This is a genomic window from Thermus sp. (assembly GCF_039793865.1).
Lineage (GTDB): Bacteria > Deinococcota > Deinococci > Deinococcales > Thermaceae > Thermus.
On sequence record NZ_JBAMMI010000085.1, the window covers coordinates 1 to 25,945 of the forward strand.

Here is a 25,945-nt window from a genome sequence, read left to right on the forward strand (position 1 = left end):
TTAAGCTATCCCCGTGGACTGGCCCCGCTTCGGCCGCGTGGTCCTCAAGCCCTTTTCCGCGGGGCTTTCCGAAGCGGAGTGGAAGGCCCTCTACGAGACCTTCCGCGACCCCGAGGTGGCGGAGTGGAACGGCTCAAGCCCTCTCCGCTCCCCCTTTTGGCTCTTCAAGCGCCTGGTTCTGGCGGAGGCCCGGAGAAAGGACCGCCAGGCCTTCGTCATCCTGGACGAGCGGGGGGAGTACCTCGGCACCCTGGAGCTTTACGACCTCACCCCGGAGGAGGCCACCTTGGGCATCCTCATCGGGAGGAAGGAGCGCTGGGGGCGGGGCTACGGCACCGAGGCGGTGCGGGCGGCCTTGGACTACGCCTTTCGCGTCCTGGGCCTGAGGCGGGTGAAGCTCAGGACCTTCGCCCACAACCTCCGCGCCAGGCGGGCCTTCCAGAAGGCGGGCTTCCGCGAGGTGGGCGTGGTCCCGGGCCCCAGGGGGAGGGAGGACGTGCACATGGAGGTGCGCCGTGAGGATCTTGGCCCCGAGGCTTAGGGAGGAGGTCTTCGCCCTCCTGCCCGAGGGGGTGGAGGTGCGCTTTCTGGACGAGCCCTGGCCCAAGGCGGCGGACCTCTTCATTCCCCCTTACGGCCAGGAGGAGGTGGTGCGGAAGGTGTTGGCGGAGGTGGAGGTCAAGGTGGTCCAGACCCTCTCCGCCGGGGTGGACTGGATCCTTCCCCTCGTTCCCGAGGGGGTGGTCCTCTGCGACGGCTCCGGCATCCACGACACCCCCGTGGCCGAGTGGGTGGTCCTGGCCCTCCTCGCCCTCCTCAAGGACCTCCCCGGTTTCCTCGAGGCCCAAAGGGAAGGGCGCTGGGCCCCGAGGCGGCTTTCCGACCTGGAGGGGAAGAGGGTCCTCCTTTTGGGCTTTGGGTCCATCGGGAAGGCGGTGGCGGAGCGGCTTAGGCCTTTTGGGGTGGAGCTTCTTCCCGTGGCCCGCCGCCCCCGCCCCGGGGTCTACGCCCGGGAGGACCTGCCCCACCTCCTCCCCCAGGCGGACGCCGTGGTCCTCCTCCTCCCCCTCACCCCCGAGACCCGAAGGCTCGTGGACCGGGACTTCCTCGCCCGGATGAAGGAGGGGGCCCTCCTGGTGAACGCGGGAAGAGGCGCTCTTGTGGACACGGAAGCCCTCCTGGAGGCCCTGGAGGCGGGGCGGGTGCGGGCCTTCTTGGACGTCACCGACCCCGAGCCCCTTCCCCAGGGCCACCCCCTCTGGCGGGCCCAGGGGGCGGTGATCACCCCCCACGTGGCCGGGCTTTCCGAGGGGTTTTCCCGCCGGGCGGCCCGCTTCCTCTCCGAGCAGGTGGGGCGGTACCTCCGGGGGGAGCCCCTCCTCAACGTGGTGCGGGAGGGGTATTAGGGTGGAAGTCATCCTTCACGGCGACCTCCGCCGCTTCGGCGAGCGGTTCCAGGTGGAGGCCAGGACCCCGAGGGAGGCCCTAAAGAAGCTGGGGATCCCCCTGGAGGAGGCCTGGCTCCTCGCCGTGGGGGACAAGGCGGTGGGCCTGGACGAGGAGGTGGAGGGCCCCCTCGAGGTCTACCCCCCCATCGCCGGGGGGTGGTATACTTGAGGTCCTGCCGCAAGGGGCAGGGGGCGCCAAAGGGGGGGAGCCGCCCAACGCCCACCCCGCGTGGAAAGGAGAAGCGTGCAGAAGAAGGACCTCCTCTCTACGCCCGTGGAGCCCATAGACATCAAGGCCTTTGACGCCGGGCCCATCCTCGAGGCCATGGGCAAGACGGCCTTCCAGGCCAGGAACCTCCACCGGGCGGCGGAGATCTACCTGGAGATGCTCCAGGACGACTGCGCCGTCATCCTCACCCTGGCGGGGAGCCTGGTCTCCGCGGGCCAGGGCCTGATCGTCCACGACCTCATCCGGAAGGGCCTGGTGGACGTCGTCGTGGCCACCGGGGCCAACATCGTGGACCAGGACTTCTTTGAGGCCTTGGGCCACCGCCACTACCAGGGGGACCCGAAGGCCGACGACGAGGCCCTAAGGCGGCTTTGGATTGACCGCATTTACGACACCTACATTGACGAGGAGGAGCTGAGGCACACCGACTACACCGTGGCCGAGATCGCCGAGGGCCTAAAGCCCCGCCCCTACTCCAGCCGGGAGTTCCTCTGGCACATGGGCCGCTACCTGGCGGAGCGGGGCCTGGGGGAGAGGAGCATCGTGCGGGCGGCCTACGAGGAGGGGGTGCCCATCTTCGTCCCCGCCTTCTCCGACTCCTCCGCGGGCTTTGGCCTCGTCTACCACCAGGTGAAGCGCCCCGAGGCCCACGTGACCATAGACTCCGTGGCCGACTTCCGCGAGCTCACCGAGATCAAGCTGAAGGCCGGGACCACGGGGCTCGTGATGCTCGGGGGCGGGGTGCCCAAGAACTTCGCCCAGGACATCGTGGTGGCCGCCGAGGTCTTGGGCCACCGGGTGGAGATGCACAAGTACGCCATCCAGATCACCGTGGCCGACGAGCGGGACGGGGGGCTTTCCGGCTCCACCCTCTCCGAGGCGCAAAGCTGGGGCAAGGTGGACGCCCGCCTCTCCCAGATGGTCTTCGCCGAGGCCACCCTGGCCTTCCCCCTCCTTGCCTCCTACATTTGGCACCGCGCCCCCGCGCGGGCCAAGCGCCGCTACGCCGATCTCTTCCTGAGGGAGGTTCCGGCTTAGGCCATCGGGCGGGCGGGGGGCGCTTTACCGCCCCCCGCCTTTTTGGTAGACTCCCGGCAAATGCCCGAGGAGCTCAGGCTTTTCCTGAAGGAGCGCTTCGGCGTCCAGGGGCCCCTTCCCCCCGGGCGCTTTGAGGCCGAGCTCGCCAAGCAGCTGGGAAGCCCGGCCAAGCGGGCCCCCCTCCTCAAGGCCTGGCGGGCCTACCTGGGGGGTGGGGGGCGGGAGGCGGTGCGAAGTTTCTACCGGGAGGTCCTCAAGGTCCCCAAGGGGGAGGCCCTGGTCTACGGGATGCACCTCCCCTTCCTGGAGTTCTACGCCAAGGAGGTGCCCTCCCGGGTGGAGGGGCGGGTCCTGGAGGTGGGGCCTTTCACCGGGGCCCTGGTGGGCTTCCTGCAAAGGCAGCGCCCCGACCTGGAGTGGCACGCCCTGGAGGGGGTGGAGGAGGCGGTGGAGGTGGGCAGGAAGAGGGTGCCGGAGGTGGCCTGGCACCTGGGCTGGGCGGAGGAGGCCGAGCTTCCCCCCTTTGACACCCTGCTTCTCCTCTCGGTCTTTCCCGAGGGGCTCGTGGACCAGGACCTGGAAGGCCGCCTGGCTCCGGAGGCCTTCTGGAAGCGCTTCGCCTTCTTTGAGCGCCTGCCCCTCTTCCTCCGCCTCCTCCGCCCGGGGGGGCTTCTCGTCTACGGCCACGGGCCCTTTTTGGGCAAGAGCCCGGAAGGGGTGGAGGAGGGGCTCAGGCGCCTAGGTTTCGCCGAGGTGGAGCGGGTGGGGGAGGGGGAGTACTTCCTCGTCCTCGCCCGGAGGCCCGAGGCCCTGGCGGAGGCCTTCGTGGGGGAGGCCTTGGAGGAGCCTTGGGAGGAGCCCGAGCCCGTTTTGGCGCGGGGGGTGGACCTCGAGGAGGTGCGGACCCTTTTGGAGGCGGGCAACCACAAGGAGGTCCTGGCCCGCCTGCCCGAGGAGGCGGCGGGGGAGGCGGCCTACCTCCGGGGCCGGGCCCTCTTGGCCCTCTCCCGCTACGCCGAGGCGGAGGAGGCCTTAAGGCGGGCCCTCTCCGAGGAGGCGGAGGACCTTAGGGCCTTGGTCCTCGTGGAGCTCGGGGAGTACGAGAGGGCGAGGAGCCGCCTCGAGGCCCTGGCGGTGCGGGGCGGGCGGTACCGCCTGGCCCTGGGCCGGGTCTACCTGGCCCAGGGGCGGTACGCCGACGCCCTCCGGCAGTTCGTGGAGTCGGGGCTCCTCGAGGCCGAGGTCTACATCCAAGAGGCCCTGGAGCGCATCACCGACAGGATGCGCCGCTACGCCCGGGAGGGGGAGTGGACCGAGGTGAGCCGTCGGGCGGAGTTCGTGGAGGACCTCTCCCCGGGCCTCCTCACCCGGGAGATGCTTCGGCTTGGCCTAAGAGCGGCCCTTTTCCAAGGGCTCTTCGCCCGTGCCGAGCGCTACGCCAGGAGGCTCGCCGATTGGGACGAGGCCGAGGGGTTCTTGGGATTGGCCCTGAGCGCCCTCCGCCTCCGCACCCCCCTGGACTACCGGGGAGAGGACCTGAAGGCCGTGGAGCCCTACCTCACCGAGACCCTGAGCCGGGCGGAGATCCCCGAGGCCTCCTTGCTCCTCGGCATCCTCCGTCAGCGGGAAGGGCGCATGGCCGAGGGCCTTTACCTTCTGGAGCAGGCGGCCCGCCACGGGGAAGGGGAGGTGGCGGGGATGGCCTTCCACCACCTGGCCGAGGTAAAGCGGGCCCTAGGTCGCCCTCTTCGGGAGGTCCTTGGAGACCACAAGCGGGCCCACGCCCTAAGGGCCTACCCCGCCCCCTACCTCTTCCGCCTGGCCCGGGAGGCCCTGGAGGGGGGGGAGGAGGTGCTCGCCCGGGAGCTCCTTTCCCGGGCCCGGGACGCCGGGCTCGAGGCCGTGGCCGAGGAGGACCTCCTGGGACTCCTGCACCTTCTGGAGAGGCTGGAGGGGCCTTGGGCCGCCTTCAGCGTCCTCTACCAGGCCCTAAGCCACACGCCGCAGCCGCCCCTGGAGCTTCTGGCCTTGGCCTACCGGCTCTCCCGGGCCTTCCGGGAAAGCCCCGAGGCCGAGACGGCGCGGGGGCAGTACCTGGCCGCCCTCTACGGGGCGGGGAGGGCGGAGGAAGCGGAGGCCCTTCTCCTTTCCGAGCTCAAGGAGCACCCCCAGGCCCTGGAGGTCCTCTTTGACCTGGCCGAGCACCACGAGGCCCAGGGGGACTGGCGCCGGGCGGCGGAGTACTGGCAGAAGGCCCTGGAGGTGGCCCTTTACCGGGAGAAGGACCTGGCCCTGGCCCGGGAGATCCTTAGGAACCTCCTCTTCCTCAAGCCCCACGACGAGAGCCTGGCCCTCTACCTGGAGGAGCTTAAGGCGGTGGGGAAGGGCTTGAAGGCCCTGGGAGAGGAGGCGCCCCCCTTGCCCGAATCGCCCGGAAAACTCCTGGAGGAGGACCTCCCGAGGTTCCACGGGGAGCACCTCCTGGTGGTGGGGGGGCACACCCAGCTCCGTAGCCGCCTCGTTCCCTTTTTGGAGGCCCGGGGCCTCAAGGTGGACTGGTACGACGCCGACAGCGCCGGGGTGGGAAAGGAGGCCCTGAGGCGCATCCTGAGCCGCCTGGAGAAGGCCCACGGCCTCATGATCGTCTCCAGCTACGTGGGCCACGACCTCTCCGAGCCCGTGCGCCTCGAGGCCGAGCGCCTGGGGGTGCCGGTGCACGTCATCCCGGGCCGGGCCCGGGGGGCCACGGGGTTCTTGAGGGCCCTCAAGGCCTTCGCCCCGGAGGTCTTCAAGAAGGCCCTCAAAGGGGTACAGTAGGGGCTATGGAGGCCTTGGCCCTTGGCTACTCTCCCTGCCCCAACGACACCTTCATCTTCTACGCCCTGGCCCACGGCCGGGTGGAAAGCCCCGTTCCCTTGGAGCCCGTCCTGGAGGACGTGGAGACCCTGAACCGCTGGGCCCTGGAGGGGAGGCTTCCCCTCACCAAGCTCTCCTACGCCGCCTACGGCCGGGTGCGGGACCGGTACGTGGCCCTAAGGAGCGGGGGGGCCTTGGGGAGGGGGGTGGGGCCCCTCCTCGTGGCCAGGCGCCCCCTCCCCCGCCTCGAGGGGGCCCGGGTGGCCATTCCGGGGCGGAACACCACCGCCTTCTTGCTCCTCTCCCTCTACGCCCAGGGCTTCCACCCCGTGGAGGTGCGCTACGACCAGATTCTCCCCCTGGTGGCCCAGGGAGAGGTGGAGGCGGGCCTCATCATCCACGAAAGCCGCTTCACCTATCCAAAGTACGGCCTCGCCAAAGTGGTGGACCTGGGGGAGTGGTGGGAGGAAGAGACCGGCCTACCCCTGCCCCTCGGGGCCATCCTGGCCCGGCGGGACCTGGGGGAGGGGCTCATCCTTGAGCTGGACCGGGCGGTGCGCCGGAGCCTGGAGTACGCCCTGGCCCACCCCGAGGAGGCCCTGGACTACATGAAGGCCCACGCGAAGGAGCTTTCCGAGGAGGTCATCTGGGCCCACGTGCGCACCTACGTGAACGGCTTCAGCCTGGACGTGGGAGAGGAGGGGGAGCGGGCCGTGGCGCGCCTCTTCGCCGAGGCCGAGGCCCGGGGGCTCGTTCCCCCTTCGGCCGCCCCCCTTTTTCTGTAGACCATGCTCCAGGGGCTACCTCCCGAGGCGCGCAAGGAGGCCGCCGGGGTCTTCCAGCCCCTCAGGGTGCGCCGGGGGGCCCTTCTCTACGCCGAGGGGGACCGGGCCGATGGCCTCTACCTGGTGCGGGAAGGCCTCCTGTTGCTGGAGCGCTTGGGCCCCGCCGAGGAGCCCGCCACCTTGGGGGTGGTGGGCCCGGGGGAGCTTTTGGGGGAGGAGGCCCTGGTGGGGGAGGACAGGCGGCGCGCCGGGGCCGTGGCCCTCACCTACGGCGAGCTCCTCTTCGCCCCCAAGGACCGGCTTGACCCCCTTTTGGCCCGCTTTCCCCAGGTGGGGGCCTGGCTCCTCGAGGCCCTCTACCGCCGCCTGCGAGCGGCGGAGGAGAGGCTTTGGGAGGTGCGCCACCTCTCCGTGGCCCAGCGCCTGGCCCGGTTCCTCCTCCGCCTGGGGCGGGAGGGGGAGGTGGTCCTCTCCCACCAGGACCTGGCCCGCATGGTGGGGGCCACCCGGGAAACCGTGACCAAGCTCCTGGGGGAGTGGGCCCTGGAGGGCTGGGTGGAGCTGGGCTACCGCCGGGTGGAGGTCCTGGACCCCAAGGCCCTTGCCCGCCTGGCGGAGGCGCTTTAGGCTCTAAAGCATGGAGCCCGCCCTGCTGGCCCGCCTTTTGAACCTGCCCCAAGGGGAGGAGGCCCTAAGGTCCCGCCTGGGCCGAAAGGGCCACCCCAGGCTTGGGGAGGCCCTTGGGGCCTACCTTGAGCGCCTTCAGGCCCCGGAGGAAGCCTTCAGGGCCCTGAAGCGCCTCGAGGCGGGGGCGGTGGTCACCGGCCAGCAGGCGGGGCTTCTCGGGGGGCCCGCCCTCACCTTCTACAAGGCCCACACCGCCTTGGGCCTGGCGGAGCGGGTAGGGGCGGCCGGGGTCTTTTGGGTGGCCTCCCAGGACCACGACGTGGAGGAGGTGCGCCACCTCCACCTCCTCGTGGACGGGGAGGTGCGCACCCTCTCCCTTCCCTTCCCCCCCCTGCCCGCGGGGCGCCTTTCCCTGGAGCCTCACCGCAAGGCCATCGCCGACTTCCTCGGCCCTTGGGCGAAGGACCCCCGCCTGGTCTACGCCCTGGAGGCGGGAACGCTTTCCGAGTTCTTCGCCCGGGTCCTCCTGGCCTTTTTTGGGGAGCGGGGGCTCCTCCCTTTTGACCCCATGGCCGAGGAGCTCGCCCCCCTCTTCCAGGAGGCCCTGGAGCGGGAGCTGGAGGACCCCTTGGGGAGCGCCGAGGCCATCAACCGGGAGGCGGAAAGGGTCCGGGGCCTTGGGGGGAAGGCCCCTCTTCGGCGCAAGCCCGGGGCCGCCAACCTCTTCCTGGAAACAGACCAAAGACGCCTCCTCTTCTACGAGGGCGGGGCCTTCACCGACGGGGTGCGGCGCTACACCCAGAGGGAGCTCCGGGAGATCGCCCGCGCCGACCCCTCCCGCCTCACCCCGGCGGCGGGTCTGAGGCCCGTGTTTCAGGACCTGGTCCTCCCCACGGCGGGCTTCGTGGTGGGGCCCAACGAGTTCCGCTACGTGGCGGAGCTTTCCGGGGTCTACGCCCTCTACGGCCTTACCATGCCCGCCCTCTTCCTGAGGGTGCAGGGGGTGGTGCTGGAGCCCCCCATCCTTCGCATCCTAAAGCGGTACCGCCTGGACCCCTGGGCCTTCGTGGAGCGGGGAGAGGGGGCCTTCCTCGAGGCCCTCCGGGAGGACCTGGAGGGCTTCCGGCAGGTGGAGGAGGGGCTCGCCCGGCTCCTGGAAGAGGCCCAGGCCCTGGCGGAGCGGGCCCGGGCCCTGGAGCCCACCCTGGAGCGCCCCTTCCGCCGCTTCCGGGCGAGGCTTCAGGGGGAGGGGGAGCGGCTTCTTCGGAAGGTGCTCCGCGCCCGGCTTTCCCGGGATGCGGTGTTTTTCCACCACCTGGAGCGCTTAAGGCGCCACCTCCTTCCCCTGGGGCTTCCCCAGGAGCGCGTTTTCCCCTACGCCATGTACGCCTTGCGCCACCAAGACGCTTTGCGGAGCCTGGAAGAGGCGCCCTTAGAGGGGCGGGCGGTGCTGGTCCTGGGGTAGGATGGAAGGCCGATGCGCGGCTTTTTCCGGCTTTTCCTCCTTCTCCTCGCCCTCTTTTCCGGGCGGGGCCAGGGGCAGGACCTATGGCTTCGGGTCCTCCTCCGGGAGGCGCCCTTGGGCCAGGAGGTGGTCCTCAGGCTCCCCGAGGGGAAGGTGCGGGCCTGGGCCACGCCCCAGGGGGTGGCGGTGGAGGGAAGGGTCTACCCCTTCCTTGACCTTCCCGCCCCCTATTTCGTCCTGGGAGGCCGGGTCTACCGGGGCGGGGTGCGCCTCCTCGCCCGGGGGAGGAAGCTTCTCGTGGTGAACCTCGTTTCCCTGGAGGACTACCTCCTCGGGGTCCTGCCGGGGGAGATGCCCGAGGGCTTTCCCCTGGAGGCCCTGAAGGCCCAGGCGGTGGTGGCCCGCACCTTCGCCGTAAGCCGCCTGAACCCCAAGGCCCCTTACGACCTCTGCGCGGACGAGCGCTGCCAGGTCTACCTGGGCTTTTCCGCCGAAAAGGAACGGTACCGGGCGGCGGTGGCGGCCACCCGGGGCCAGGTCCTGAGCTACGGGGGAAGGGCCATCTCCGCCCTCTATCACGCCGACTCCGGGGGGATGACGGCGGGAAACGAGGAGGTCTTCGGCCAGGCCCTGCCCTACCTCCGCCCCCGCCCCGACCCCTACGCCAAGGGCCCCAAAAGCCTTTGGCGGATGCGGGTGGAAAAGGCCCGAGCGGCCAAGGTGCTCCGGGCTCTGGGGTTCCGTCCGGCGGGGGAAGACCCTCCCCGGGTTCTGGAGCGAAGCCCCTCGGGCCGGGTGTGGCGGGTGCGGCTTCTGGGGGTGGAGCTTCGGGGCCTCGAGGCGGGCCGCTTCCTGCGCCTTCTGGGGCTTCCCTCTACCCTGGTGGAGTTCCAAGGCTTTGAGGCGTTGGGCCGGGGGCTGGGGCACGGGGTGGGACTTTCCCAGTGGGGGGCCAAGGGCATGGCCGAGGCGGGGTACGGCCACCGGGAGATCCTGGGACACTACTTCCCCGGCACCTTTCTTTCGGACCTTCTCCTAGGGGGGCTTCCGGGTCCGGCCTTGGCCCTTCGCTAGGCCATGTGGATCCCCACGCCCCTAGGGCCCCTCTGGCTGGAGGTTTCCCCCTTTGGGGTGCGGCGCTTGGAGCCCGTCCTTTTTCTCCGGGGAGAGGAGGCAAGGGGCTCCCTAGCCCGTGCCGTGCGGGAGAGGGTGGAGGCCTACTTCGCCGGGGAGCGCCTGAACTTTTTGGACCTGCCCCTGGACTACGCCGGCTTCTCCCCGGCCCGGGTAGCGGTCTACGAGCGGGTGCGGCGCATTCCCTACGGAAAGACGGAAAGCTACGGGCGCCTGGCCCGGGAGCTCGGCCTTGCTCCCCGGGCCGTGGGGGCGGCCCTTAGGGCCTGCCCCTTTTTCCTCCTGGTACCCGCCCACCGGGTGATCCACGCCGATGGTCGGCTTGGGGGGTTTCAGGGCCAGGAGGGGCTGAAGCGCTGGCTCCTCGCCTTTGAAGGGGCCTTAGACCTCCACCCAGACCGCTAGGGAAAAGGGGGGAAGCTCGGGGCCACAGAGGCGCCCCCCCATGGGGGTACAGGCCTTCCCCGAGAGGAGGTCCACCGCCTGGGCTCCCCGGGGCAGGGCCCCGTGCAGGGGGAAGTCCTGGCGGAAGGGGTGGGGGGTGGCGTTCGCCACCACCAGGTAGGGCCCGCGGGTGAAGGCCAGGTGGCCGTCCTGGGCGTAGACGCGCCGGTAGGGGGCGGTGCGCAGGAGGGGGTGGTCCTTGCGTAGCCTCGCCAACCGCCGCACCGCCTCCCAAAGCTCCCTCCGCCAGCGGGCTTCCTCCCAGACCATCCCGCCCCGGTTATCCGGGTCGTGGCCCCCTTCCATGCCCACCTCTTCCCCGTAGTAGACCGTGGGGTTTCCGGGCAGGAGGAAGAGGAGGGAAAGGGCGAGCCTCGCCCGCTCCACGCTTCCCCGCATCAGGCTGAGGAGGCGAGGGGTGTCGTGGGAGGTGAGGAGGTTCATCTGGGCCCGGACCACCTCGGGGCGGTAGCGGCCAAAGAGGTCCTCCAGCCGATGGCTGAAGGCCAGGGCCTGGAGGGGTTCAACGGGCCCAAGCCCCGAGCGGGCGGCGAGCTCCCGGTCCAGGGCCTCCCCCCCCACGAAGCCCAGGAGGGCCCGGGCGAGGGGGTAGTTCATCACCGCGTCAAACATGTCCCCCTGGAGCCAGAAATCCGCCTCCTCCCAGATCTCCCCCACCAGGTAGGTCTCGGGGTTCGCCCCCTTGACCCTGCGCCGGAACTCCCGCCAGAACTCGGGGTCTGGGATCTCGTTCGGCACGTCCAGGCGCCAGCCGTCTACGCCGAAGCGAATCCAGTGCTCGGCCACGGAAAGCAGGTATTCCCGCACCGCCGGGGTCTCCACCTTGAGCTTGGGGAGCTCGGGGTTGCCCCACCAGGCCTCGTAGTTGGGCTCGAGGCCGTAGGCGTTGAGGGGGAAGCCCTTCACGTGGTACCAGTCCCGGTAGGGGCTCGCCTCCCCGTTTTCCAGAAGGTGCTGGAAGGCGAAAAAGCCCCTTCCCGTGTGGTTGAAGACCCCGTCCAGGATGACCCGGACCCCGTGGGCGTGGGCCACCTCCAAGAGGTGGCGCAGGGCCTCGTTGCCCCCGAGGAGGGGGTCCACCTGGAAGTAGTCCACGGTGTGGTAGCGGTGGTTGGCGGTGGAGGCGAAGACGGGGTTGAGGTAGAGGGCCTCCACCCCCAGGTCCAGGAGGTAGGGAATCTTCTCCGCCACGCCCCAAAGCGTTCCCCCCTTGAAGCCCCTTAGGGTGGGGGGGGCTTCCCAGGGCTCAAAGGGTCCCGTAGGGGCGGGCCTGCCCGGGGGGCCTGCCCGGAAGAAGCGGTCGGGGAAGATTTGGTAAAAGAAGGCGCCCTGGTACCAGGCCATGGGGGAGAGTGTACCACGGGGAGAAGGTGCCCAGATCACAAAAATCCTTGCCGGGGCCGGGGGCTTTTGGTATCCTCCCGGGGTGAGGGGTATGCGGGGCCAGCTCTTCGTCATGACCGGGGCCAGCGGGGTGGGGAAGGGCACGGTGCGGGCCAAGGTCCTGGAGCGCACCCGCCTTTTCTACTCCATCTCCATGACCACCCGTCCCCCCCGCCCGGGGGAGCGGCACGGGGTGGACTACTACTTCGTGGACCGGCCCACCTTTGAGGCCCTCCTCGCCCAAGGGGGGTTTCTGGAGCACGCCGAGTACGTGGGGCACCTCTACGGCACCCCCAAGGCCCCGGTGGAGCGGGCCTTGAGCCGGGGGGAGGACGTGCTCTTGGAGATCGAGGTCCAGGGGGCCCTCCAGGTGAAGGAGAGGATGCCCGAGGCCGTGCTCATCTTTCTGGTGCCCCCTTCCCTTTCCGAGCTCAAGCGCCGCCTGGTCTACCGGGGCACGGACGACCCCGAGAGGATTCGGAGGCGCCTGGAGCAGGCGGAGTGGGAGATCAGGAACGCCCACCGCTTTGACTACGTGGTGGTGAACGACGTGCTGGAGGAGGCGGTGCGGGACTTCCTCGCCATCCTCACCGCCGAGCGCCGCCGCACCGAGCGCATGGGGGAGGCCCTGAGCCGGGCCCTCGCCCGGGACGCGTCCTTGGAGGAGGAGCTGGAGGAGATCCTGAGGAGGAGCCATGGCGGAACCGGGGATTGACAAGCTCTTTGGCATGGTGGATTCCAAGTACCGGCTCACGGTGGTGGTGGCCAAAAGGGCCCAGCAGCTTCTGCGCCACCGCTTCAAGAACACCGTCTTGGAGCCGGAGGAGAGGCCCAAGATGCGCACCCTCGAGGGCCTCTTTGACGACCCCAACGCCGTGACCTGGGCCATGAAGGAACTCTTCACGGGCAGGCTCGTCTTCGGGGAGAACCTGGTCCCCGAGGACCGCCTGCAGAAGGAGATGGAGAGGCTCTACCCGGTGGCGGAAGAGGAGGGTTAGTGGCCCGGGTCCTGGTGGCGGTGGCGGGGGGGGCGGCGGCCCTGAAGGCCCCCCACCTCCTCCGCCTCCTCCGGGCGAGGGGGCACGAGGTCCGGGTCCTGGCCACGCCGAGGGCCCTGGAGTTCATCACCCCCCTTTCCCTGGCGGTGGCCGCGGGGGGCGAGGTGGCCACGGAGGAAGCCTGGTTCCGCCCCGATGGCCGGGCCCTCCACATAGAGCTCGCCCGGTGGGCCGAGGCCGTCCTGGTGGCCCCGGCCACCGCCGACGCCATGGCCAAGGCCGCCCTTGGCCTCGCCGACGACCTCCTCTCCGCCACCCTCCTCGCCGGGGCGAAGAGGGTGGCCTGGGCTCCCGCCATGAACGAGGCCATGTGGCTTTCCCCCCAGACCCAGGCCCACGCCGAGCGGCTTAAGGCCCTGGGCCACGCCCTCTTCGGCCCCGCCTACGGCCCTTTGGCGGCGGCGGGGGAGGGAGAGGGGTGGGGGCGGATGCTGGAGCCCGAGGAACTGGTGGAGCGCCTCGAGGCCCTCCTCGCCCCTAAAGATCTAAAGGGCCTTCGCCTTCTGGTCTCCGCCGGGCCCACCCGGGAGTACCTGGACCCCGTGCGCTTCCTCTCCAACCCCTCCTCGGGCCGGATGGGCTACGCCGTGGCCGAGGCCGCCCGGGACCGGGGGGCGGAGGTGGTCCTGGTTTCGGGCCCCACTGCCCTCCCCGACCCCTGGGGAATGGAGGTGGTGCAGGTGGAAAGCGCCCTGGAGATGCGGCAGGCCATCCTGGACCGCTACCCCTGGGCCGAGGCGGTGGTGATGGCGGCGGCGGTGGCCGACTACCGGCCCGCCGAGACCCTCAAGGAGAAGGAGCCCAAGGTGGAGGCCGAGCGCCTCCTCCGCCTGGTGCCCAACCCCGACATCCTCAAGGAGCTCGGGGAGAGGAAGGAGGGCCGGATTCTGGTGGGCTTCGCCATGGAGACCGGGGAGGGCCTGGAACGGGCCAGGGAGAAGCTAAGGCGCAAGAACCTGGACCTTATCGCCCTCAACTGGGTCAACCGGGAGGGGGTGGGCTTTGGGAGCCTGGAGAACCAGGTGGTCCTCCTCCTTAGGGACGGGCGGGTCCTGGAGCTTCCCCGCATGAGGAAGCGGGAAGTGGCCGAGCGTATACTGGATTTGGTCAAGGAGCTTAGGGGTTAAGGGATGGGTATGCGCAGCAAGGCGGAGCGGCACCGCGCCATCCAGGAGATCGTGCGCAAGGAGGAGATCGGCACCCAGAAGGAGTTGGTGGAGCGCCTGCGCCAGCTCGGGTTTGAGGTGACCCAGGCCACGGTGAGCCGCGACATCGCCGAGCTCCGCCTGGCCCGGGTGGCCCTGGGCAAGGGGCGGCACAAGTACGCCCTCCCCTCCACGGAGCTTCCCGAGGACGTGTACGAGGAGCTCAGGCGGCAGGTGGGCCTCTTCGTGAAGGACGTGGACCGGGGCGGCAACCTCTTGGTGCTCAAGACCGCCGAGGGGCACGCCTCCGGCATCGCCCTCCTCATAGACCGCCTCAGGCGGGACGAGATCGTGGGCACCCTGGCGGGGGAGGACACCATTTTGGTGGTGGCCCGCACGGAGGAGGACGCCAGGGCCTTGGAGGAGGAGTTCGGCGGGCTTCTCCTTTCGGGGAAGGCCCTGGGGAGGCCCGCCCCCTCCTAAAGCCGTGCCCGAGTTTTTCCTGAAGTCCTTCCTCACCCTTTTCGTGGTCATGGACCCGGTGGGCCTGGTGCCGGTGTTTTTGGCCCTGGCCGGGGACCGCTCCCCCAAGGAGCAGGCGCGCATCGCCCGCAAGGCGGTCCTGGTGGCGGGAGGGCTTCTCACCTTCTTTTTCTTCTTCGGCCGGGGGCTTCTGGGCTACCTGGGCATCAGCCTGGACGCCCTGCGGGTGGCCGGGGGTATCCTCCTTTTCCGCATCGCCACGGAGATGGTCTTTGCCCATCACGAGCGGGAGACGGAAGAGGAGGCCAGAGAGGCCTTGGAGCGGGCGGACATCTCCGTCTTCCCCCTGGCCATCCCCCTGATTGCGGGCCCGGGGGCCTTGGCCAGCGTGCTGGTCCTGGGAGCGGAGGCCACGCGGGTGCCCTTGGGGGTGGGGATGGTCCTCCTCACGGCCTTTCTGGTCCTGGCCCTGGCCTACCTCTTCCTGCGGGCGGCCATCCGGGTGCGCCGGGCCTTGGGGCGCACGGGGGTCAACGTGGTGACCCGGGTCCTGGGCATTCTCCTCGCCGCCTTGGCGGTGCAGTACGTGGCCCAGGGGGTCAAGGGCCTTCTTTAAACTTCTCGCGATGCGTCCGGCTTTAATACCACCCCATGCTGGCTTGCATGGGGGCCCCGGGAAAGAAGGCCCACGGCTTAGGCGAAGGATTCACAGGGGGTTTTCTAGGGTTCCTTCCCCCGCCTCGATCCCTCCTGCGCCTACCCCGTAGACGGGGGTAAGGGGCAGGGGAGGGGTTCCGCTCCACCCCTTCATCCGGGGCTTCGGGGAGGCTCAACCTTGGACCTCGGGGCGCTCTAGGAGGAGCCGGGCGTGGGAGAGGGCGGCCTCGGTGTACTGGCCGGAGAGGAGGCGGGCGAGCTCCCGCACCCTGGCCTCTCCCTCCAGGACCTCCACCCGCACCTCCTCCCCCGCCTTCACCACCTTCAGGTGGCGGTGGGCCCGGGCGGCGATCTGGGGCAGGTGGGTGACCACCAGGACCTGCCGGGTCTCGCTCAGGCGGGCCAGGCGCTCGGCCACCTTCCAGGCGGTCTCCCCGCCGAGGCCCGCGTCCACCTCGTCAAAGACCACGGTGGGGGCCTCGGCCCCCGTGAGGAGGGCGAGGGCCAGGGCCACCCGGGAGAGCTCCCCGCCGCTTGCCGCCCCCAGGGGGGCGGGGGGAAGGTGGGGGTTGGCGGAGAAGCGGAAGGCCACCTCCTCGAGGCCGAAAGGCCCCGGCTCCGGGAGGGGCTTGAGGTCCACCTGGAAGCGGGCCCTGGGAAAGCCGAGCTCGGAAAGCTCCCGCTCCATGCCCCGGGCGAGGCGCTCCGCCGCCTGCCTGCGGGCCTCGCCCAGGGCCTCGCCCGCCAGGAGGAGGGCCGCTTCCGCCTCCTCTAGGGCCCGCGCCACCTCCTCTAGCCGAGCCTCCCCTCCCTCCAGGGTGGAGAGCTCCGCCCTCGCCCGCTCCGCGTGGGCCAGCACGTCCTCCAGGGTGGGCCCGTACTTGCGCTTCAGGCGCTCCAAGAGGGCGAGGCGGGCCTCGAGGGCCGAAAGCCGCTCCGGATCCCCCTCCAGGCCCTCCAGGTAGTCCGCAAGCTCCCGGGCCACGGCCTGGGCCCCGTGGAGGGCGGCCTCCAGGTCCTCCGCCAGGGCCTCCAGGGCCCGGTCAAACCGCCCCCCCGCCTTAAGCTCCCTCAAGGCGGCCTCCAGAGGCCCCAGGGCCTCCTCCTCCAGGAGGCCGTAGGCCCTTCCTGCCCGCTCCCTCAGGGCCTCGAGGTGGCGGAGCTTCCGGGCCTCCTCCGAAAGCTCCTCGTCCTCCCCCGGGCGGGGCTTGGCTTCGGCGATCTCCTTTAGCTGGAAGCGAAGGAGGTCCTCCCGCTCGGCTTTGGCCCTGAGGGCTTCTTCTAGGGCTTCCTTTTCGCCCTTTAGGGCCTGGTGGCGGGCGTAGGCCTCCTGGTAGCGGGCGAGAAGCTTTGGGTCCAGGAGGGCGTCCAGAAGCTCCCGCTGGCGCCTCGGGGAGAGGAGGGCGAGGGCCGCGTGCTGGGCGTGGAGGGAAAGCCACCTCTCCGCCTCCTCCTGGAGCTCCTTCAGGCTCACCACCTCCCCGTCAATGCGGGGCGTGGAGCGGCTTCCCACCCTCCGGGAGAGGACCCGCTCCTCCTTCCCCTGGAAGAAGGCGGTGACGAGAAGGCTATCCCCAAAGGGCCCCACCCTCCCCTCGGGCTTTTCCCCGAGGAGGAGGGCCAGGGCGTCCACCAGGAGGCTCTTTCCCGCCCCGGTTTCCCCGGTGAGGACGTTGAGGCCGGGGGCGAGCTCCAGGGCGGCCTCCCGGATGACGGCGAGGTTTTGCACCTCGAGGCGCCGGAGCATCCCCTTCCATTGTAGGGGCCCCGCTAGGGCATGGGGTGGGCCAGGGCGAGCCTTCGGACCTCCTCCCTTAGGGCCTCCGAGGGGCCCTCCAGGAGGGCCCGGTCTATGAGCTCGGCCACGAGGGGCATCTCCTCGGGGGTGAAGCCCCGGGTGGTGATGGCCGGGGTGCCGATGCGGATCCCCGAGGTGACCCTGGGCGGCTTGGGGTCAAAGGGGATGGCGTTCTTGTTCACCGTGATCCCCACGGCGTCCAGCCTCTCCTCCGCCTCCTTCCCGGTGAGGCCCTTGGGGCGGAGGTCCACGAGGAAGAGGTGGTTGTCGGTGCCCCCGGTGACGATGCGGTAGCCCCTCTTGCCGAGCTCCTCCGCCAGCCGCTTGGCGTTTTCCACCACCAGGCGGCTATACTCCTTGAACTCGGGCTGCAGGGCCTCAAAGAAGGCCACGGCCTTTCCGGCGATGACGTGCTCCAAAGGCCCTCCCTGGATCCCGGGGAAGATGAGCTTGTCTATTTTCTTTCCGAGCTCCGGGTCCTGGGAGAGGATGAGCCCGCCCCTTGGGCCCCTCAGGGTCTTGTGGGTGGTGCTGGTGACCACGTGGGCGAAGGGAAGGGGGTTCGGGTGGAGGCCCGCGGCCACGAGCCCGGCGAAGTGGGCCATGTCCACCACCAAATAGGCCCCCACCTCGTCGGCGATCTCCCGGAAGGCCTTGAAGTCCCAGAAGCGGGGGTAGGCGCTGGCCCCGGCCACGATGACCTTGGGGCGGTGCTCCAGGGCGAGGCGGCGGACCTCCTCGAGGTCTATGCGCTCCGTGTCGGGGCGGACCCCGTAGGAGACCACCTTGTAGAGCTTCCCGGAAAAGTTCACCCGGGAGCCGTGGGTGAGGTGGCCGCCCGCGGCGAGGTCCATGCCCATGAGGGTGTCCCCCGGCTCCATCAGGGCCATGTAGACGGCCATGTTGGCCTGGGAGCCCGAGTGGGGCTGAACGTTGGCCCAGGCCGCCCCGAAGAGGGCCTTGGCCCGCTCTATGGCCAAGGACTCCACCCGGTCAATGACCTCGCACCCCCCGTAGTACCGGGCCCCGGGGTAGCCCTCGGCGTACTTGTTGGTGAGGACGCTCCCCACCGCCTCCCGCACCTGCTTGGAGACGAAGTTCTCGCTGGCGATGAGCTCCAGGCCCTCCCGCTGGCGCTTCTCCTCCAGGGCGATGAGGGCAAAAAGGGCCTCGTCCCTTAGGCTCGTGCCGACCATGGTCCGATTATAGGCCCTGGACCCGGGAGGGCTGGTAAGCTTAGGCCATGAAGGGGAATCCCTGGACCTTTCTCAAGTGGACCGCCCTCGTTATCCTCTTGGTCCTCCTCTTGGCCATCCTCCTCGTCAACTTCACCACGAGCCGCAACCTCCCCGAGCTGGTGCGGGTCCAGGTGGAGCGGTACGCCGTGTGCAGCTACTGGTTCTTCGGCTGGCACCTGGCCTCCACCGGGACCTTCGCCTTCGCCTTCTTGCTCCTGGGCTTCCTGGGAGGGCTTTTGCTGGGCCTCTTCCTGAGGCGAAGGGCCTAAAGCTCCAGGGCGAGCTTCTCCCCTTCCAGGGGCACCCCCGCCGGGTAGCGCCCGTTGAAGCAGGCGAGGCAGATGGGCCCCCCGATGGCCCGCCTCACCCCCTCCTCCGAGAGGAAGGCCAGGGAGTCGGCCCCGATGTAGGCCCGGATCTCCTCCACGCTCTTCTGTGCGGCGATGAGCTCCTTGCGGGCGGCGGTGTCTATGCCGTAGTAGCAGGGGAAGCGGATGGGGGGGCTACTCACCCGGAAGTGGACCTCGAGGGCCCCGGCTTCCTTGAGCATCTGCACGATCCGCTTGCTGGTGGTGCCCCGCACGATGGAGTCGTCTATGAGGACCACCCGCCTGCCCTTCACCGCCCCCGTGGGGGAGAGCTTGAGCCTCGTCTTCAGGTCGCGGAGCTCCTGGGTGGGCTGGATGAAGGTGCGCCCGGCGTAGGGGTTCTTGTAGAGGCCGAACTCCAAGGGAAGCCCGCTCGCCTTGGCGTAGCCCACGGCGGCCCCGATGCCCGAGTCCGGCACGGGGACCACGAGGTCGGCCTCCGCGGGGGCCTCTCGGAAGAGCTCCATCCCCATCCGCACCCGGGCCTCGTAGGCCTCGGTGCCGTCCAGGAGACTGTCGGGCCGGGCGAAGTAGATCCACTCAAAGGCGCACGGGGCGGGCTCCGGGGGGAGGGCCTGGAGGCTATGGAGCTCGCCCTCCTCCACCCAGACCACCTCCCCGGGGCGCACGTCCCGCACGTACTCCGTCCCCATGAGGAGGAGGGCCGGGGGCTCGGAGGCGAAGGCGTAGCCCCAAGGGGCCTCCCCCAGGACCAAAGGCCGCACCCCGTGGGGCTCGCGGAGGGCGAGGAGGGTCTTCGGGCTCATGAGCAGGATGGAGTACCCCCCTTCCAGCTGCCGCATGGCCTGGGCGGCGGCCTCGGGCAGGGGAAGGTGGCCCAGGCGGGCGAGGAGGAGGAGCATCACCTCGGTGTCCGAGGTGCTCTGGAAGGTGGCCCCCTCCCGGAGGAGCCGGTCGCGGAGGGGCTTGGCGTTGGTGAAGTTGCCGTTGTGGGCGATGGCCAAGACCCCGTGGGCGGTCCTTGCGGTGAGGGGCTGGGCGTTGATGCGCAGGTTGGAGCCCGTGGTGGAGTAGCGGGTGTGGGCGATTCCCAGGCGGGCCTCCGGAAGGCGGAGCTTTCCCAGGCGCTCCTCGGTGAAGACCTGGTTCACGAGGCCCAGGTCCTTTTCCACCCAAAACGCCTTGCCGTCCGTGACCGCCATCCCCGCCGCCTCCTGGCCCCGGTGCTGCAGGGCGAGGAGGCCGAGGTGGAGAAGCCCCGCCACGTCCACGGGGCCTTCGCTCCAAAGCCCGAGGACGCCGCACTCCTCCTGGGGCTTATCCATCCAGCACCTCCCGCAAGGGGGCCTTCCAGGCCGTGAGGAGCTCCTCCACGCCCCACTCTAGCACCCCGTCTGGGGTGAGGACCGTGAGGCTTGGCCCGCCCGTCTCCCCCAGGACCCGGTAGGGGAGGCCCCTTTCCTCCAGGAAGAGGGTGGCCTCCTGGAGGCGGGCTTTCTCCACGGTGAAGAGGATGCGGCTTGGGGCCTCGCCGAAGAGGGCCTCGAGGCCCTGGGAGCGCACCTCCACCGTGGCCCCCACCCCGTGGGGGAAGGTCATCTCGGCGAGGGCCACCAGAAGCCCCCCCTCCGCCACGTCGTGGGCGGTCCGGGTGAGGCCCCTCCCGATGAGCTCCCGGATGGCCTCCTGCACCGCCTTCTCCCGCCCGAGGTCAAGCCTCGGGGGGTGGCCGAACTCCCTCCCCGTGAGGAGGTAGAGGACCTCGCTCGCCCCAAGCTCCCCCCTTTCCTCCCCAATGAGGAGGAGGACCTCCCCCGGGCGCCTAAAGCCCATCTCCGCCCGCTTGTCCACCTCCAGAACCCCCACCACCCCCACCATGGCCGTGGGGGGGATGCGCCGCCCCCCGCTTTCGTTGTAGAGGGAGACGTTCCCGGAGACCACGGGGACGCCTAAGGCCTCGCTCGCCTCCTTGAGCCCGGCGAGGGTCTCGGCGAGCTCGTGGTAGCCCTCGGGGGTCTCGGGGCTTCCCAGGTTGAGGCCGTCGGTGTAGGCGAGGGGCCTCGCCCCCACCACGGAGACGTTCCGGCAGGCCTCCGCCAGGGCGTGCATGGCCCCAAGCCGGGGGGAAAGGCGGCTATACCGGGGGTTCTGGTCCACCTTGGCGGCCACGCCGAGGCGGGTCCCCTGGATCCATAAGACGGCGGCGTCCCCCCGGCCAGGGAGGAGGGCGGTGCGGGTCCCCACCTGGTGGTCGTACCGCTCGTAGACCGCCTCCCGGCTCGCCAGGTTGGGGGAGGCGAGGAGCCTCTTTAAGACCTCCTGGGGGTCGGCCTCCAGGGGGGGGATGGGGGTTTCCCGGAGCCTCCTTATCTCCGGGTCCTCCCGCCCCACCCTCACGTAGGTGGGGGCCTCGGCCAGGGCCTCCGTGGGCACCTCGGCCACCACCTGGCCCCTAAAGAGGACCCGGAAGACCCGCTCCGGGATGGTCCTGGCCACGGGGACGCAGTCTAGGCCCCACCTCCGGAAGACCTCCTCCAAGGCCCCTTCCTTCCCCTCCTTGGGCACCAGGACCATGCGCTCCTGGCTTTCCGAGAGGAGGAGCTCCTCTGGGGTCATCCCCGCCTCCCGGGTGGGGACGAGGTCCAGGTGGAGCTCCACCCCGAGGCCCGACTTGTGGGCGAGCTCCGAGAGGCTACTGGTGAGCCCCGCCGCCCCCATGTCCTGGACGCCTTCCACCAGGTCAAGCTCTATGGCCTCGAGGGTGGCCTCCATGAGGAGCTTGCCGAGGAAAGGGTCCCCCACCTGGACCGCGGGCCGGTCCTCGGCCTTCTCCTCCTTGAGCTCGCGGCTCGCGAAGGCCGCCCCGCCGATCCCGTCCCGGCCTGTTTTGGCCCCGGCGTAGTAGATGGGGCGGCCCAAAGAGGCCCGGCTTCGCTTCAGGCGCTCCTCCCTCAGGAGGCCTATCCCCATGGCGTTCACCAGGGGGTTTTCCCGGTAGCCCTCGTGGAAGTAGAGGTCCCCCCCCACCGTGGGCACCCCGATGGCGTTGCCGTAGAAGCCGATCCCCGAGACCACCCCCTTGAGGAGGTAGCGGCTTCTAGGCTCCTCGGGCGGCCCGAAGCGGAGGGAGTCCAGGAGGGCGATGGGGCGAGCCCCCATGCTCAGGATGTCCCGGAGGATCCCCCCCACCCCCGTGGCCGCCCCCTGGAAGGGCTCCACCGCCGAGGGGTGGTTGTGGCTTTCTATCTTGAAGGCCACGGCCCAGCCCTCGCCCACCCGCACCACGCCGGCGTTCTCCCCGGGGCCCTGGAGGACGGCTCCTCCCTCCCTGGGAAGCTCCTTGAGGAGGGGGCGGGAGTTCTTGTAGGCGCAGTGCTCGCTCCACATCACCTTGAAGAGGAGGAGCTCCACCCGGTTGGGCTCCCGCCCGAGCCTGCGGACGATCTCCCGGTACTCCCCTTCCGGGATCCCGATCTCCTTGGCCAGGGCTTCCATCACGTGAGGAGGGCGAGGAGCTCCCGGTGGTCCTTCACCTTGGCCGTGGGCTTCACCTCCCCGTTCACCTCCCTCAGGCCCACGTACTGGACCGCCCAGGGGTAGCCCGCCCCGAAGGCCCCCTTGATGCCCGTCTGGGGCAGGTCCCCCACGTGGAGGGCCTCCTCCGGGGCGATGCCTAAGGCCTCGAGGGCCACCCGGAAGGCCTCGGGCCTGGGCTTCACGAAGCCCGTCTCGTCGGAGAAGCTATAGGCCTGGAAGACGTCTAGGCCCTGCCGCTTGAGGTGCTCCCGGAGGAGGCGGCCCGGGGTCATGCCGGTGTCGGAGACCAGGGCCAGGGGGTACCGCTTGGCGAGCTCCTTCAAGACCGCTACGCCGGGAAGGGGCTCGAGGTCGGCGAGGAGGGCGCTTTCCTCCAGGCGCCTTGCGGTGAGGGCGATGAGGCCGGGGTCGTGGGGGGCGCCGAGGAGGGCGAAGATGCGGGCCACCCGCTCGTAGGTGGGCATGTGCTCCCCCGCCTTCCAGGCCTCCTCAAAGGCCAAGGCCGCCTGGCGGTAGGCCTCCCGCACCTCGGCCTCCTCCGCGGGGTGCCCCGCCTCGGAGAGGGCGTCCAGGAGGATCTCGTACCGGGCGGGCATGACCTTTTCCAAAAACGCCTCCCCCTCGGTGAAGAGGGTGCCCCAGAAGTCAAAGGTGATGGCTTTGGGTTTCATCGCGCCACCTCTTCCACGAGCCCCAGGAAGAAGGGGAGCCCGTCGGTGTTGCCCAAGACCTCGTCCACGGCCCTTTCGGGGTGGGGCATCATGCCGAGGACGTTCCCCCTTTCGCTCACGATGCCCGCGATGTCGTGGAGGCTCCCGTTGGGGTTGTAATCGGCCTCCCCCTTGAGAGGCGCGTAGCGGAAGACCACGAGGCCCTCCCCCTCGAGGCGCGCCAAGGTCTCCGGGTCGGCGTAGTAGCGGCCCTCGCCGTGGGCGATGGGAAGCCTGAGGACCTGGCCCTTCCCGTAGAGCCGGGTGAAGGGGAGGTCGTTTCGCTCCACCCGCACCCCCACCTCCTTGCAGGTGAAGTGGAGGTTGAGGTTGGCAAGGAGCGCCCCCGGCAGAAGCCCCGCCTCGGTGAGGATCTGGAAGCCGTTGCAGACCCCCACCACGTACCGCCCCTCCCGGGCGAAGCGGCGCACCGCCTCCATCACCGGGCTCTTGGCGGCGAGGGCCCCCGCCCTCAGGTAGTCCCCGTAGCTGAAGCCTCCGGGGAGGAAGACCCCGTCAAAGCCCTTGAGGTCCCTCTCCGTGTGCCAGAAGAACTCCGCCCGGACCCCCGCCTTCGTTAGGGCGAAGCGGGCGTCCTCGTCGCAGTTTGCGCCGGGAAAGCGGACGATGGCCCACCTCATGGGAGTTCCTTCAGGGCCTCCAGGGCGTAGACCTCCATCACCGGGTTGGCGAGGGTTTTGCCGAACTCCAAGGCCTTCCGCTCCGCCTCCAGGAGGGTTTCCGCCGGGAAGACGATCTCCAGCACCTTCCCCACCCGCACGCTTTCCACCGGGTGGCCGAGGTCCTTTAAGACCCCCTCCACCGCCCGGCCCTGGGGGTCTAGGATGCCCTCTTTGAGCTCAATGAGCAGGGTGGCCCGGTAGCGCGGCATATGGCCCAAGTCTACCCCAGGACGCGCCTCAGCACTTCTTGGTAGGCCTCCTCCACGCCGCCCAGGTCCTTGCGGAAGCGGTCCTTGTCCAAGGGCTCCCCCTTCTCGTCCCAAAGGCGCATGGTGTCGGGGCTGATCTCGTCCGCGAGGAGGACCTCCCCATTCGCCTTCCCGAACTCCAGCTTGAAGTCCACGAGCTCCAGGCCCCGCTCGGCGAAGAAGCCCTTGAGGAGCTCCCCCACCCGGAAGGTGGTGGCCTTCACCGCCTCAAGCTCTGCCTCTTCCGCAAGCCCCAGGGCGAGGACGGCGTTCTCGCAGATCAGGGGGTCTCCCAGGGCGTCGTTTTTCAGGGAGAACTCCAGAAGGGGCGTCTTGAGCGGGGTCCCCTCCTCCAGGCCGTAGCGCTGGGCGAAGCTCCCTGCGGCCCTATAGCGGAGGATCACCTCCAGGGGAAGGATCGCCACCCTTCTCACCCGCATCTCCCGATCGGAGACCTCCTCCAGGAAGTGGGTTTTCACCCCGTGGGCCTCGAGGTAGCGGAAGAGGGCCGAGGAGACCTTGTTGTTCACCACGCCCTTTCCGGGGATCACTCCCCGCTTCTTTGCGTTGAAGGCGGTGGCCTCGTCCTTGAAGTAGACCCTTAGGGTGTCCGGGCCTTCCCGGTAGAGCACCTTGGCCTTGCCCTCGTAGAGCTTCTCCATGCCTCTCCTCAAAAGGGGCACGGGGCCCTTTGCCCTCATTGTAGCGGCAGGAGGCGAAGCCGCGTCTTTTCGGGGCCGATCACCGCTAGGGCTCCCCGCTGCAAAGCCTCGGAGAAGCGACTCAAGACTTCCAGCACCTGCGGTAGGGCCTCAGGGGGTTCTGTGTAGGGGAGGCGGAGGAGGATCACGCTAGGTCCGTCCTCTCCCGTGAGGGAGAGGAGGTGGCCGAAGTCCAGATCGGCAGTGAGGACCGTATAGCCCCGCTCCCTGGCCCAAGCGAAGAGAACCTCGTCGGGGGCGTTTTCCGGGCCCACGTCGCGCCACCAAACGGCTTCGTACCCCGAGGCCTGGAGGGTTTCCCGCCAGCGCGGCGAGAGGTTCATGTCCACCAGGATCTTCACGGGCTCAAAGCGTGCTCTTCTTCCTCCAGCCTCCAAGCGGCGTAGGCCAAGGCTTCCCGGATGTCCTCGAGGGTAAGCTCCGGGTAGTCCCGGAGGAGGTCCTCGGGACGTTCTCCGTGGGCCAGCCGCCGGAGCAGGGCTGCCACCGTGAGGCGCATCCCCCGGATGGTGGCCTTACCGCCGAAGAGGCGGGGATCGTGGGTGATCCGGCTAAACAGGGGCATGCCCCCATTCTAAAGCCCGAACCGGGCGTAGATGGCGTCCACGTGCCGGAGGAAGGGCTTTGGGTCAAAGAGGGCCCTTAGCTCCTCCCCCTTGAGGGGGTTTTCGGGGTCGGCCTCCAAAAGTTCCAGGAAGCTTTTCCTCTCTTCCCAGCTCCTCAGGGCGTTCCGCTGGACGAGGGCGTAGGCCCTTTCCCGGGAGAGGCCCCGGGCGATGAGGGCGTTCAGGACCCGCTGGGAGTAGATGAGGCCCCGGGTGAGGTCCAGGTTCCGCTTTAGGTTCTCCTCGTGGACCACGAGGCCCTTCAGGATTTCCTTGAGGCGCCTCAAGGCGTAGTGGGCCAGGGTGGTGGCGTCGGGGAAGATGACCCTTTCCACCGAGGAGTGGGAGATGTCCCGCTCGTGCCAGAGGGCGATGTCCTCCAGGGCAGGGGAGAGGTAGCCCCTTAAAAGCCTCGCCACCCCGGTGAGGTTCTCCAGGCCCACGGGGTTTTTCTTGTGGGGCATGGAGGAGCTTCCCGTCTGGCCCTCGTGGAAGGGCTCCTGGGCCTCGAGGACCTCCGTGCGCTGGAGGTGCCTTAGCTCCACCACCACCCGCTCCAAGTTGCCGCCCAGGAGGGCGAGGGCCGCCATGACCTCGGCGTGCCGGTCCCGGGGGACCACCTGGGTGGAGACGAGCTCGGGAAGAAGGCCCAGGCGCTGGGCCACGTGGGCCTCCACCTCGGGGGGGACGTGGGCGTAGTTCCCCGCCGAGCCCGAGAGCATGGCCACCCCGATGGCCTCCCTCGCCCGCTTGAGCCTTTCCTCGTCCCTTTGGAAGGCGGCGAGGAAGGAAAGGAAGCGGAGGCCGAAGCTCGTGGGCTCGGCGTGGACCCCGTGGGTGCGGGCGACGGCGGGGGTGCGCTTGTAGCGGAGGGCGAGGGCTCTAAGGCCCTCCTCCACCCCCTTTAGCTCCTCCAGGACGAGGTCCAGGGCCTCTACCAAAAGGGCGTTTTGCGCCGTGTCCACCACGTCCGAGCTGGTGAGGCCGAGGTGGAGGTAGCGGCCCACCTCCTCGTCTTCCGTCCACTCGGTGAGGGCCCGGGTGAAGGCCACGAGGTCGTGCCGGGTCTCGGCCTCTAGCTCGGCTACCCTCCGGGCGAAGGCCCCATCTAGGGGCCTTGCCTCAAGCTTGGCGAGAAGCCTCGCCGCAAGGCCCCTAGGCACCTCCCCCAGGGCCTCCCAGGCCTCGAGGGCGTAGGCCTCCACCCAAGCCCACATCCGGTAGCGGTTTTCCTCCGACCAGAGGCGGGCCATCTCCGGCGTCTGGTAGCGGGCGATCATGCCCTTTAGGGTACCAGGGAAC

General features: G+C 69.7%; 27 protein-coding genes and 1 pseudogene. 16 read left to right on the plus strand and 12 right to left on the minus strand.

Annotated features, from left to right (window positions below; translation table 11 throughout):
- The first annotated feature begins 13 nt into the window (after positions 1–13).
- The 10 genes and pseudogenes from ABJK26_RS07680 (at position 14) to ABJK26_RS07725 (ending at position 9,987) form a co-directional block, all read left to right on the plus strand.
- A complete protein-coding gene (locus ABJK26_RS07680; protein ID WP_347241694.1) occupies positions 14–541 on the plus strand; it encodes a GNAT family N-acetyltransferase in 528 nt (175 codons plus the stop codon).
- A complete protein-coding gene (locus tag ABJK26_RS07685) occupies positions 516–1,406 on the plus strand; it encodes a 2-hydroxyacid dehydrogenase (RefSeq protein WP_347241695.1) in 891 nt (296 codons plus the stop codon). Before ABJK26_RS07680 ends, ABJK26_RS07685 begins: the two co-directional genes overlap by 26 nt.
- Before the next feature lies 1 nt (position 1,407).
- Positions 1,408–1,627: pseudogene (locus ABJK26_RS07690) on the plus strand (hypothetical protein); the annotation flags it as partial.
- A 65-nt stretch (positions 1,628–1,692) separates the two neighbouring features.
- Positions 1,693–2,715: a deoxyhypusine synthase gene (locus ABJK26_RS07695; RefSeq protein ID WP_347241696.1), complete on the plus strand. Its 1,023-nt coding sequence runs from the start codon at positions 1,693–1,695 to the stop codon at positions 2,713–2,715.
- Between the two features lie 60 nt (positions 2,716–2,775).
- A complete protein-coding gene (locus ABJK26_RS07700; RefSeq protein ID WP_347241697.1) occupies positions 2,776–5,532 on the plus strand; it encodes a tetratricopeptide repeat protein in 2,757 nt (918 codons plus the stop codon).
- Positions 5,533–5,537: 5 nt separating this feature from the next.
- On the plus strand, positions 5,538–6,356 hold the full coding sequence (locus ABJK26_RS07705; RefSeq protein ID WP_347241698.1) for a 1,4-dihydroxy-6-naphthoate synthase: 819 nt from the start codon (positions 5,538–5,540) through the stop codon (positions 6,354–6,356).
- Positions 6,357–6,359: 3 nt separating this feature from the next.
- Positions 6,360–6,983 (plus strand): Crp/Fnr family transcriptional regulator, encoded by a 624-nt coding sequence (locus ABJK26_RS07710; protein ID WP_347241699.1) that lies wholly within the window; start codon positions 6,360–6,362, stop codon positions 6,981–6,983.
- Between the two features lie 10 nt (positions 6,984–6,993).
- On the plus strand, positions 6,994–8,448 hold the full coding sequence (gene bshC / locus ABJK26_RS07715; protein WP_347241700.1) for a bacillithiol biosynthesis cysteine-adding enzyme BshC: 1,455 nt from the start codon (positions 6,994–6,996) through the stop codon (positions 8,446–8,448).
- Positions 8,449–8,460: 12 nt separating this feature from the next.
- A complete protein-coding gene (locus tag ABJK26_RS07720; RefSeq protein ID WP_347241701.1) occupies positions 8,461–9,522 on the plus strand; it encodes a SpoIID/LytB domain-containing protein in 1,062 nt (353 codons plus the stop codon).
- 3 nt (positions 9,523–9,525) lie between these two features.
- The gene (locus tag ABJK26_RS07725; protein WP_347241702.1) at positions 9,526–9,987 is read left to right on the plus strand and encodes a methylated-DNA--[protein]-cysteine S-methyltransferase; all 462 of its coding nucleotides are present in this window, start codon (positions 9,526–9,528) and stop codon (positions 9,985–9,987) included.
- Here the strand turns inward: ABJK26_RS07725 and ABJK26_RS07730 are convergent.
- Positions 9,964–11,391 (minus strand): glycoside hydrolase family 13 protein, encoded by a 1,428-nt coding sequence (locus tag ABJK26_RS07730; protein ID WP_347241703.1) that lies wholly within the window; start codon positions 11,389–11,391, stop codon positions 9,964–9,966. The genes ABJK26_RS07725 and ABJK26_RS07730 overlap by 24 nt on opposite strands.
- A 91-nt stretch (positions 11,392–11,482) precedes the next feature.
- Here ABJK26_RS07730 and gmk point away from each other — a divergent pair, with 91 nt between their 5' ends.
- The 5 genes from gmk to ABJK26_RS07755 are packed head-to-tail and all read left to right on the plus strand — an operon-like array spanning position 11,483 to position 14,732.
- The gene (gene gmk, locus ABJK26_RS07735) at positions 11,483–12,145 is read left to right on the plus strand and encodes a guanylate kinase (RefSeq protein ID WP_347241773.1); all 663 of its coding nucleotides are present in this window, start codon (positions 11,483–11,485) and stop codon (positions 12,143–12,145) included.
- Positions 12,126–12,428, plus strand: coding sequence for a DNA-directed RNA polymerase subunit omega (gene rpoZ, locus ABJK26_RS07740; protein ID WP_347241704.1), 303 nt, complete (start codon positions 12,126–12,128; stop codon positions 12,426–12,428). The genes gmk and rpoZ overlap by 20 nt, the downstream gene beginning before the upstream one ends.
- Entirely contained in the window at positions 12,428–13,615 is a 1,188-nt protein-coding gene (coaBC, locus tag ABJK26_RS07745; RefSeq protein WP_347241705.1) for a bifunctional phosphopantothenoylcysteine decarboxylase/phosphopantothenate--cysteine ligase CoaBC, read from the plus strand. The genes rpoZ and coaBC overlap by 1 nt, the downstream gene beginning before the upstream one ends.
- Positions 13,616–13,624: 9 nt before the next feature.
- Positions 13,625–14,116 carry an arginine repressor gene (gene argR, locus ABJK26_RS07750; RefSeq protein ID WP_347241706.1) on the plus strand — a complete coding sequence of 164 codons (492 nt, stop codon included), beginning with the start codon at positions 13,625–13,627 and terminating at the stop codon, positions 14,114–14,116.
- Positions 14,117–14,120: 4 nt separating this feature from the next.
- Positions 14,121–14,732: a MarC family protein gene (locus ABJK26_RS07755; RefSeq protein WP_347241707.1), complete on the plus strand. Its 612-nt coding sequence runs from the start codon at positions 14,121–14,123 to the stop codon at positions 14,730–14,732.
- Between the two features lie 213 nt (positions 14,733–14,945).
- On the opposite strand, the gene ABJK26_RS07760 is transcribed toward ABJK26_RS07755, so the two are convergent.
- Positions 14,946–16,520 carry an AAA family ATPase gene (locus ABJK26_RS07760; RefSeq protein ID WP_347241708.1) on the minus strand — a complete coding sequence of 525 codons (1,575 nt, stop codon included), beginning with the start codon at positions 16,518–16,520 and terminating at the stop codon, positions 14,946–14,948.
- Positions 16,521–16,543: 23 nt separating this feature from the next.
- Positions 16,544–17,767 (minus strand): serine hydroxymethyltransferase, encoded by a 1,224-nt coding sequence (glyA, locus tag ABJK26_RS07765; protein WP_347241709.1) that lies wholly within the window; start codon positions 17,765–17,767, stop codon positions 16,544–16,546.
- 47 nt (positions 17,768–17,814) lie between these two features.
- Between glyA and ABJK26_RS07770 the strand changes: the two genes are divergently transcribed.
- A complete protein-coding gene (locus tag ABJK26_RS07770; RefSeq protein ID WP_347241710.1) occupies positions 17,815–18,078 on the plus strand; it encodes a hypothetical protein in 264 nt (87 codons plus the stop codon).
- On the opposite strand, the gene purF is transcribed toward ABJK26_RS07770, so the two are convergent.
- Genes purF through purB form a run of 9 tightly spaced genes read right to left on the minus strand, consistent with a single transcriptional unit; the run spans position 18,075 to position 25,923 of the window.
- Complete coding sequence (gene purF / locus ABJK26_RS07775; RefSeq protein ID WP_347241711.1) at positions 18,075–19,463, minus strand: amidophosphoribosyltransferase; 1,389 nt, start codon at positions 19,461–19,463, stop codon at positions 18,075–18,077. The two genes, ABJK26_RS07770 and purF, sit on opposite strands and share 4 nt — an antisense overlap.
- Complete coding sequence (gene purL, locus ABJK26_RS07780) at positions 19,456–21,633, minus strand: phosphoribosylformylglycinamidine synthase subunit PurL (protein ID WP_347241712.1); 2,178 nt, start codon at positions 21,631–21,633, stop codon at positions 19,456–19,458. The genes purF and purL overlap by 8 nt, the downstream gene beginning before the upstream one ends.
- Positions 21,633–22,346 (minus strand): HAD family hydrolase, encoded by a 714-nt coding sequence (locus ABJK26_RS07785; RefSeq protein WP_347241713.1) that lies wholly within the window; start codon positions 22,344–22,346, stop codon positions 21,633–21,635. Before ABJK26_RS07785 ends, purL begins: the two co-directional genes overlap by 1 nt.
- Positions 22,343–23,026 (minus strand): phosphoribosylformylglycinamidine synthase subunit PurQ, encoded by a 684-nt coding sequence (gene purQ / locus ABJK26_RS07790; RefSeq protein ID WP_347241714.1) that lies wholly within the window; start codon positions 23,024–23,026, stop codon positions 22,343–22,345. The genes ABJK26_RS07785 and purQ overlap by 4 nt, the downstream gene beginning before the upstream one ends.
- Entirely contained in the window at positions 23,023–23,277 is a 255-nt protein-coding gene (purS, locus tag ABJK26_RS07795; RefSeq protein WP_347241715.1) for a phosphoribosylformylglycinamidine synthase subunit PurS, read from the minus strand. Before purS ends, purQ begins: the two co-directional genes overlap by 4 nt.
- Before the next feature lie 11 nt (positions 23,278–23,288).
- On the minus strand, positions 23,289–23,978 hold the full coding sequence (gene purC / locus ABJK26_RS07800) for a phosphoribosylaminoimidazolesuccinocarboxamide synthase (protein ID WP_347241716.1): 690 nt from the start codon (positions 23,976–23,978) through the stop codon (positions 23,289–23,291).
- Positions 23,979–24,013: 35 nt separating this feature from the next.
- The gene (locus tag ABJK26_RS07805; protein ID WP_347241717.1) at positions 24,014–24,379 is read right to left on the minus strand and encodes a DUF5615 family PIN-like protein; all 366 of its coding nucleotides are present in this window, start codon (positions 24,377–24,379) and stop codon (positions 24,014–24,016) included.
- A complete protein-coding gene (locus tag ABJK26_RS07810) occupies positions 24,376–24,603 on the minus strand; it encodes a DUF433 domain-containing protein (protein WP_347241718.1) in 228 nt (75 codons plus the stop codon). The genes ABJK26_RS07805 and ABJK26_RS07810 overlap by 4 nt, the downstream gene beginning before the upstream one ends.
- 9 nt (positions 24,604–24,612) lie before the next feature.
- Positions 24,613–25,923, minus strand: coding sequence for an adenylosuccinate lyase (gene purB, locus ABJK26_RS07815; protein ID WP_347241719.1), 1,311 nt, complete (start codon positions 25,921–25,923; stop codon positions 24,613–24,615).
- Between the last annotated feature and the right edge of the window lie 22 nt (positions 25,924–25,945).